The following is a 9459-nucleotide window of genomic DNA, read 5'->3' on the forward strand; positions in this document are numbered from 1 at the left end:
GCCGCAGCGATGGATGACGCACCTTGTCGCCAAATGCTGGCAAACTTGCGCTTCGATTTTCGACAGGAGCCAGTCGATGCCCGCCAGCCCGGAGTTGTCCCCCGGCCTTATCGTCATTCACGGTAACCACCTCGAGGAGCTGCGTGCGCTGGCGGTGCAGTGGATGCGGCGCTATCCGCTGCGGCCGCTGGAGAATGAAGTGCTGCTGGTGCAGAGCAACGGCATCGCCCAGTGGCTCAAGCTGGCGCTGGCCGAGCGTGACGGCTGCGGGATTGCTGCGGCGCTGGACGTCGACCTGCCGGCGCGCTTTCTCTGGCAGGCGTATCGCAACGTGCTGGGCAAGGAGGCGATCCCGCAGCAGTCGCCGCTGGACAAGGCGCCGCTGACCTGGCGCCTGATGCGGCTGTTGCCGGGGCTGCTGGTCGAGGAGGCGTTCGCTCCGTTGCGGCGTTTTCTCGCCGATGACCAGGATCTACGCAAGCGTCACCAATTGGCCGAGCGCCTGGCCGATCTGTTCGACCAGTACCAGGTCTATCGCGCCGACTGGTTGGCCGATTGGGCCGCCGGGCAGGACCGTCTGCGTACCTCGCGCGGTGGCGAGCGGATTCTGGACGATGATTCCCGTTGGCAGCCGGCGCTGTGGCGCGCCTTGCTGGCGGATGTCGGCGAGCAGCACCTGGCCGAGAGCCGCGCCGGTGTGCATCCGCGCTTCGTCGCCCGCATGGGCGAACTGGAGGCGCCGCCCCCCGGGCTGCCACGGCGCATCACCGTTTTTGGCATTTCCTCGCTGCCGGCCCAGGTGCTGGAGGCGCTGGCGGCCATGGCGCGTTTCAGCCAGGTCATGCTCTATGTGCACAACCCCTGTCAGCACCACTGGGGCGATATCGTCGAAGACAAGGACCTGCTGCGCCACGAGTACCGTCGTCAGCAGCGCAAGGGCAGACCAAGCGCCCAGATCGGCCTGTTCGAGCAGGAAGACATGCATCAGCACGGGCAGCCGCTGCTGGCCGCCTGGGGCAAACAGGGACGCGACTACATCAACCTGCTGGATCAGTACGACGAGCCGCAACGCTACCGCGAGCAGTTCGAGCGTATCGACCTGTTCAGCCCGGCCAGCGAGCGCAGCCTGCTCGGCCAGTTGCAGAACGACATTCTCGACCTGCGCCCGCTGGCGGAAACGCGCAGTACCTGGGCGCCGGTCGATCCCGAGGCTGATCATTCGCTGCGCTTTCATGTCGCCCACAGTGCTCAGCGCGAGGTGGAGGTGCTGCACGACCAGTTGCTGGCCAGCTTCAGTGAGGACGCCACGCTAAGGCCGCGCGACGTGATCGTCATGGTGCCCGACGTCAATGCCTACGCGCCGCATATCCAGGCGGTGTTCGGCCAGTTCGCCAGCGACGACCCGCGTTTCATTCCCTTCACCCTGGCCGACCAGGGGCTGCGTGGCAAGGAGCCGCTGGTCATCGCCCTGGAGCACCTGCTGCGTCTGCCGGAGAGCCGTTTCAGCGTCAGCGAGATTCTCGATCTGCTGGATGTCGCGGCACTACGCGAACGTTTCGCCATCTCCGAGGATCAGCTGCCAACATTGCGCCGCTGGCTGGAGGGTGCCGGTGTGCGTTGGGGGCTGGACGCGACTCAGCGGCAGTCGCTCGGCCTCGGCGAGAACCTGGAACAGAACACCTGGCGCTTCGGCCTGCGGCGCATGCTGCTGGGGTATGCGGTGGGTACGGCCGACGCCTTTGCCGGTATCGAACCCTATGATGAGATCGGCGGGCTGGATGCCGCACTGATCGGCCCGGTGACGCGCCTGCTGGAAACCCTCGACCTGCATCTGCAGCAACTGCGCGAGCCGGCCACGCCGACGCAGTGGGGCGAACGCTTGCGCGGCGTGCTCGATGACTTCTTCCTGGCGCAGAACGATCGTGAAGAGGTGCTCGCCACCCAGTTGTTCGATGCATTGGAGAGCTGGCTGGAGCTGTGCGAGGCCGCGACGCTGGACGAGGCGCTGACCCTGCCGGTGGTGCGCGAGGCCTGGCTGGGCGGGCTCGATCAGGGGCGGCTGAGTCAGCGCTTTCTCGCCGGTGCGGTGAATTTCTGCACCCTGATGCCGATGCGCGCGATCCCGTTTCGCCAGGTCTGCCTGTTGGGCATGAACGATGGCGACTACCCGCGCAGCCAGGCGCCGCTGGATTTCGATCTGATGGCCGGTGATTACCGCCCCGGTGACCGTTCGCGCCGTGAGGATGATCGCTATCTGCTGCTGGAAGCGCTGTTGGCGGCGCGCGATCGCCTCTATATCAGCTGGGTAGGGCGCAGCATTCGCGATAACAGCGAGCGCCCGCCATCCGTGCTGGTCGGCCAGTTGCGCGACCATCTGTCCAGTGCCTGGACGCTGGCCGCTGGCGGCGACCTGCTGCACGGCCTGACCACCGAGCATCCCTTGCAGCCGTTCAGTCGCCGCTACTTCGATGAGCAGGGGCAGCTGTTCAGTTATGCCCACGAATGGGCCGCGCTGTATGGCCAGGTCGCGGCGGGCGAGAGCACGTTGCCACTGCCGGCCTGGGAGGACGGACAGCAGCTCACGCCTGAGCTGTTGCAGTCCTTCCTGCGTGATCCGGTGAAGTGTTTCTTCACTCGCCGCCTCAAGGTATTTCTCGATGAGCAAGAGCAGGCACAGCTCGACAGCGAGCCATTCGCCCTCGACGGTTTGCAGCGCTATCAGTTGCAGGAAACCTTGCTCAAGGCGGCGGTCGCAGGCGAGGGGGATTGTGAAGATGCGCTGAGGGCGGCAGCTGATCGCCTGCAACGTAGCGGTGTGCTGCCGCTGGCCGGTTTCGGCGAGCAGTATCGCAACGCCTTGCTGGAGCCTTTGCCGGCGCAATTGCAGCGTTATCAGGGGCTCTGCCTGTGCTGGCCGAACCTGGTGGAGTCGCCGCTGCGCCTGTTGTTCAGCGCAGCCGGTGTTGAGCTCGATGGCTGGCTCGCCGGGCTGCGGCAGAAGGCCGATGGCAGTCTGGCGCGCCTGGAGCTGCTGCCGGGGGCGCTGCACAAGGATAAAAGCTGGAAGTGGCATCGCCTGCTGCGGCCTTACGCGCTGCACGTCATCGCGGCGGCCTGCGGTGCGCCGCTGACCACCTTGCTGGTCGGCGAGGATCGCAGTCTGGCGTTCGAGCCTCTGCAAGCCGAGCAAGCGTCGAAGGTACTTGGCGCCTGGCTGGAAGCCTGGAATGCCGGCATGCAGGCGCCGCTGCCGGTCGCCCTGAAAACCTCGTTGGCCTGGCTGCAGGACAACAACGAGGACAAGGCCCGCAGTGTCTACGAAGGCAGCTACAACCTCACCGGTGAAGTCCAGGGCAGCGCCAGCCTGGCCCGGCAGTTCCCGGACTACACCGCGCTCACTGCTGACGGCCAGTTCCCGGCGTGGAGCGAGCGGCTTTACCAGCCGTTGCTCGATAGCCATCCCCAGGCGCTCGAGGAGGATGCAGCATGAGTCGACAGCGCCCCTTGGCTCTGACCTTTCCCCTGCACGGCAGCCGCCTGATCGAGGCCAGCGCCGGTACGGGCAAGACCTTCACCATTTCCGCGCTTTACCTGCGGCTGATTCTCGGCCATGGCGGCGACGCCGCGTTCCACGAGCCCTTGCTGCCGCCGCAGATTCTGGTGGTGACCTTCACCGACGCGGCCACCCGCGAACTGCGCGATCGCATTCGCGCGCGCCTGGTCGAGGCGGCGACTGTGTTTCGTGGCGACGCGCAGGGCGATGACCTGCTGCGTGAGCTGCGCGGTGATTTCGCGCAAACGCAGTGGGACGAGTGCGCCCGCCGCCTCGAGCTGGCGGCGCAGTGGATGGACGAGGCTGCCGTGTCCACCATCCATGGCTGGTGTCAGCGCATGCTGCGTGAGCATGCCTTCGACAGCGGCAGCCTGTTCAGCCAGACCCTGGAGACCGATCACAGCGAGCTGCTGGCCGAAGTGGTGCGCGACTACTGGCGACAGCACTGCTATCCGCTGCAGGGCGCCGCGCTGCAATGGGCGGCAAGTGTCTGGGGCACCCCCGCCGGCCTTGGCGCCAGGCTGCGTCCTCTACTGGGAGAGGAGGGGGAAGTACCGACGCAGTCGCTGGCTGAGCTGCTCGACAGCTCGCTGCTGCAGCGCGAGCAAGCGCTTGCCGAACTCAAGTCGCCCTGGCTGGCCTGGGCCGATGAGCTGCAGCTGTTGCTGGATGCAGCGGTGGCGGCCAAGCAGGTGGACGGCAAGAAAATCCAGGCACGCTTCTACAACCCCTGGCTGGCCAAGTTACGTGATTGGGCCGCCAGCGAAGAGTCGCGTCTCGACCTGGGCACTGGGTTCACTCGCCTGACCCCCGACGGCCTGGCCGAAGCCTGGAAGGGCGCGCCACCGGATCATCCGGCATTGGCGGCCATGGCTACGCTCAAGGCGCAGCTCGATGCCTTGCCTGACCCCGCTGACGCCGCTTTGCGCCAGGCCGCGGCCTGGGTTCGTCAGCGCTTCGACTGGGAGAAACGCCAGCGCGCGGAAATGGGCTTCGACGATATGCTCGTGCGCCTGGACGCCGCCCTGCAAGGCAGCAATGGTCCACGCTTGGCCGAGGTGATTCGCCGCCAGTTCCCGGTGGCGATGATCGACGAGTTTCAGGATACCGACCCGCTGCAGTACCGCATCTTCGATACGCTCTACGAGGTCGAGGCTAATCGCGCCGACTGCGGTTTGTTCATGATCGGCGACCCCAAACAGGCCATCTACTCCTTTCGTGGCGCCGATATTCACACCTATCTACGCGCGCGCCGGGCCACGTTCGGCCGGCACTACAACCTGGAGAAGAACTTTCGTTCCAGTCAGGCCATGGTCGATGCCGTCAATGGCGTTTTCCTGCGGGCCGAACAGCGTGACGGCGGTGAGGGCGCGTTCCTGCTGCGCGATGATCTGCCGTTCATCGAGGTGGGTGCGCAGGGGCGGGGCGAAGGCTGGAGTGTCGAAGGTCAGGCGCAGCCAGCCTTGACGGTGTGGCAACTGGCGAGCGAAGAACCGCTTGCCAAGGGCGGCTATCTGGATGCCATGGCGGCCGGTGCGGCCAGCGAAATCGTGCGTCTGCTGGATCTGGGCCAGCGCGGCCTGGCCGGTTTCAGCAAGGCGGGCGCGCTCAGTGCCCTGCGTCCCAGCGACATCGCAGTGCTGGTGCGTGACTTCAATGAGGCGCAGGCCATTCGCTGCGAGCTCGCCGCGCGCGGTGTACGCAGCGTTTATCTCTCAGACAAGGACTCGGTGTTCGCCGCCCAGGAGGCGTGCGACCTGCTGCTGTGGCTGCGTGCTTGTGCCGAGCCGGATCAGGACCGGCCGCTGCGTGCGGCGCTGGCCAGTGCGACGCTGGGGCTGGCGCTGAGCGAGCTGGAGCAGCTCAACCTCGACGAGCGCACTTGGGAGCGCCGCGTCATGCAGTTTCGCGACTACCGTCAGCGCTGGCAGCGCCAGGGCGTGCTGCCGATGCTGCGGCAACTGCTGCAGGACTTCGAACTGCCACAACGGCTGATGGGGCGTGACGATGGCGAGCGGGTGCTGACCAACCTGCTGCATCTGGCCGAGCTGCTGCAGCAGGCTGCCGCCGAGCTTGACGGTGAACTGGCGCTGATTCGGCATCTGAGCGAGTTGCTTAGCGGTGAGGGCCAGGCGGCCGACGAGCAGGTGCTGCGCCTGGAGAGCGACGAGGCGCTAGTGCGCGTGGTGACCATTCACAAGTCCAAGGGCCTGGAGTATCCCCTGGTATTCCTGCCATTCATCTGCGCCTTCCGCCCGGTGGATGACAAGAAACCGCTGCAGATCCACGACGGCGAACGCCGCCGCTTGGTGCTCAAGGCCGATGACGACAGCCTGGCGCGCGCTGAGCGTGATCGACTGGGTGAAGACCTGCGCTTGCTTTATGTGGCCTTGACCCGTGCCCGTCATGCCTGCTGGTTGGGCGTGGCAGACTTGAAGATCGGTAACGGCAAGAAGTCGCGCCTGCACGAGTCGGCCCTGGGTTATCTGCTTGGCGGCGGCCAGCCACTGGCTGCCAGTGCTGAATTGGCCGGCTGGCTCGAGCCCTTTGCCGCCGGGCTGGAAAGCACCGTGGCGCCGCTGCCGGCCGCCAGCGAGCAGCGCTATCGCATGATCGAAAGTGAGCGGTTCGAACCGCACTGGCGTACGCCGCTACGACGCGCCGCCGAGCACTGGTGGATCGCCTCCTACAGCGCTCTGCGCCTGGACGAGGACGCGCCCAGCCAGCTCAGCCGCCACGAGGACGCCGCCCCCGACAGTCCGGCGATGCAGAACGCCATCGACGATGAGGATCCGTTGTTGGCCATGGCACCGTTGCCGGCATCGGCTCAAGGGCTGCATCGTTTTCCGCGCGGGCCGAATCCCGGCACCTTCCTCCATGGTCTGCTGGAGATGGCGGCTCAGGAAGGCTTCGCGGCGCTTGTGCAGGATCCGCCGAAACTTCGCGAAGCGCTGGCCCGGCGCTGCCAGCGTCGCGGTCTGCAAAGCTGGATCGAGCCGTTGCAGGACTGGTTGCTGGCGCTACTGTCTGAGCCGCTCCCTCTGGACGCTGCGGATAGCGTCGTGCTGGCGCAACTGACGCAGTATCAGCCCGAACTGGAGTTCTGGTTCGAAGCGCGTGGGGTGGACGTCAGGCTGCTGGATCAGTGGGTGCAGCAGTGTGAGTTACCCGGTGTGGCCAGGCAGCCGCTGCGTGCCGACACCCTCAATGGCATGTTCAAGGGTTTTATCGATTTGGTATTCGAACATCAGGGGCGTTACTACGTGGCCGATTACAAGTCCAACTGGCTCGGCAGCGACGACAGCGCCTACATCCGTGAAGCGATGGAGGCAGCCATCGCCACCCACCGTTATGACCTGCAATACGTGCTCTACGTGCTGGCGTTGCACCGGCAATTGCGTCTGCGCCTGCCGGATTACGACTATGACCAGCATGTGGGGGGCGCGCTCTATCTGTTCCTGCGCGCGCCGCAGCAGGGCGCCTACCTGGCGCGTCCGCCGCGTGAGCTGATCGAGCGGCTGGATGCGCTGTTCATGGGCGAAGCCAAGGAGGGCAGGGCATGACTGCTTCCCTGGCGCCGGCGCTGCGTGATCGCGCCGACCTCTTTTGCCTGCTCTCTGCCTGGAGCGAACGTGGCTGGCTGCGTGAGCTGGATCGGTCGCTGGCGCAGTTGTTCGCCGAGCTGGATCCAGACGCTTCGCCCCTGCTGTTGCTCGGCGCTGCACTGGCCAGCCACCAGTTGGGCCAGGGGCATGTCTGCCTCGATCTGGCGGCCACCCTGGCCAACCCGGACTTCACCCTGTCCCTGCCGCCGGAAGGCGAGGATGCGCAGCAAGCGATGATCCTGCCATCGCAGGTGCTGGCCGGGCTCAGTCTGGAATCCTGGTTGGCAGCCTGTGCCGGCAGCGCGCTGCTGGAGTCCGAGGGTGCGCCGCTGGTGCTGAGTGGTGCCTGCTTATATATGAGGCGTTACTGGAACTACGAGCGCCAGGTGGCCGGCAATATCGCCCAGCGCCTGCAGGCGAGCGCGGAGGCGCCGAAAGATCTGGCCAAGCGCCTGGCCTCGCTCTTTCCCGATGCACTGGTAGTGGACGGCAAGCGCCTGACCGACTGGCAGAAGCTGGCCTGCGCCATGGCCGCCCAGGGGCGCTTCACCCTGATCACCGGTGGGCCCGGCACGGGCAAGACGACGACGGTGGTGCGCCTGCTGGCGCTGTTGCAGGAGGCGGCCATGGCTACTGGTGAGCCGCTGCGCCTGAGTCTGGCAGCGCCCACCGGCAAGGCTGCCGCGCGGCTGACCGAATCCATTGGTGCGCAAGTGCAGTCGCTGGCAATGGACGAGTCGGTACGAGAGCAGATTCCGACGCTGGTGACGACGCTGCACCGCTTGCTCGGGAGTCGTCCGGGCAGCCGTCATTTTCGTCACGATGCCGCCAACCCGTTGCCACTGGACGTACTGGTGGTCGATGAAGCGTCGATGATCGACCTGGAGATGATGGCCAGCCTACTGGATGCACTGCCGGCGCATGCGCGTCTGATTTTGCTGGGCGACAAGGATCAGCTCGCGTCGGTGGAGGCCGGTGCAGTGCTGGGGGATCTCTGTCGAGAAGCGGAAAGCGGTGGCTACAGCGAGGCGACGCGTACCCGGCTGGAGAGCCAGACAGGTGAACGCCTGGAGGATCCCGCACTGGTCGTGGGTGATCAGGCGCTGGCGCAGCATATTGTCATGCTGCGCCACTCGCGCCGCTTCGGCGGCGGTTCGGGTATCGGCCGCCTGGCGCGTGCGGTGAACCTGGGGGATGCCCAGGCTGCTCGTGAGACTCTGGCCGCCGGTGCGGATGATCTGCATGTGCTGCGTCTGTCGGGTGAGCAGGATCGTGCGCTGGAGCGACTACTAATAGAAGGGCAGGGCAGTGGCGAGTCGCGTCCGCAGGGATATGCCCATTACCTGCAGCGGATGCAGGCGCTGCGTCCGGCGCCCGATGCCAATGAGCAAGCCTGGGATGATTGGGCAGGTACTGTTCTGGCGGCATTCGATCAGTTCCGCTTGCTATGCGCCGTACGCAAGGGCGCCTGGGGCGTGGAGGCGCTCAACGAGCGTATCGCTCAGGCCCTGGAGCGACGCGGACTGCTCGAGCAAGCCCATGGCTGGTATGAAGGTCGGCCTGTCCTGGTGACGCGCAATGACTACAGTTTGGGATTGATGAATGGCGATATCGGCATTGCCCTGCGCTTGCCCGAGCCGCCTGAGGTCTCGGGGGAGGCTGTGCGTCAGGTATTGCGGGTGGTATTTCCGCGCAACGATGGCAGCGGCACCCTGCGCCATATCCTGCCGAGTCGCCTGAGCGCGGTGGATACGGTGTTCGCCATGACCGTGCACAAATCGCAGGGCTCCGAGTTCGCCCACTGCGCACTGATCCTGCCGGATAGCCTCAATCCGGTGCTGACCAAGGAGCTGGTGTATACCGGCATCACAAGGGCGCGCCAATGGTTCAGTCTTATCGAGGCTCGCGCCGGTATCTTCGAACAGGCGGTGCAGCGCCGTGTGCAGCGCCGTAGTGGTCTGCGCGAGGCGCTGGAATCGTTATAAGTAACAAAACTGCAATTAAAGCTTGACGCGCATTCTGCTGGCGGTAGAATGCGCGCCACTTCAGCGATGAGGCTCTTCAAAAACTTCTTGTTAATCAATAAGTTAAGTTTAAAAGAGGGGTTGCAAAGCTGGAGGCGGTGTGTAGAATGCGCACCGGTCGACAGGGTGCTGGTCAGGTCCTGTTGATGTTTCGGTCGAATGGATCGAAAGCGGTTGAAAGAGGTGGTTGACAGCGGTTTTGAACGCTGTAGAATGCGCCTCCCGCTGGAGAGAAGAAGTTCTGATCGAAGGCGCAAGTTGTTGAGTAGAAAGAAAA

Annotated in this window: 3 protein-coding genes; all 3 read left to right on the forward strand. The window is 65.2% G+C overall.

What is annotated here, in order from left to right:
• The first annotated feature begins 76 nt into the window (after positions 1-76).
• The 3 genes from recC to recD are packed head-to-tail and all read left to right on the forward strand — an operon-like array spanning position 77 to position 9143.
• Complete coding sequence (gene recC / locus ACN8M7_RS25225; RefSeq protein ID WP_490262569.1) at positions 77-3490, forward strand: exodeoxyribonuclease V subunit gamma; 3414 nt, start codon at positions 77-79, stop codon at positions 3488-3490.
• The gene (gene recB, locus ACN8M7_RS25230) at positions 3487-7116 is read left to right on the forward strand and encodes an exodeoxyribonuclease V subunit beta (protein WP_490262570.1); all 3630 of its coding nucleotides are present in this window, start codon (positions 3487-3489) and stop codon (positions 7114-7116) included. The genes recC and recB overlap by 4 nt, the downstream gene beginning before the upstream one ends.
• Entirely contained in the window at positions 7113-9143 is a 2031-nt protein-coding gene (gene recD, locus ACN8M7_RS25235; protein WP_490262571.1) for an exodeoxyribonuclease V subunit alpha, read from the forward strand. Before recB ends, recD begins: the two co-directional genes overlap by 4 nt.
• Positions 9144-9459 lie beyond the last annotated feature (316 nt).

The organism is Pseudomonas spartinae, from assembly GCF_965197125.1.
Lineage (GTDB): Bacteria > Pseudomonadota > Gammaproteobacteria > Pseudomonadales > Pseudomonadaceae > Aquipseudomonas > Aquipseudomonas composti_A.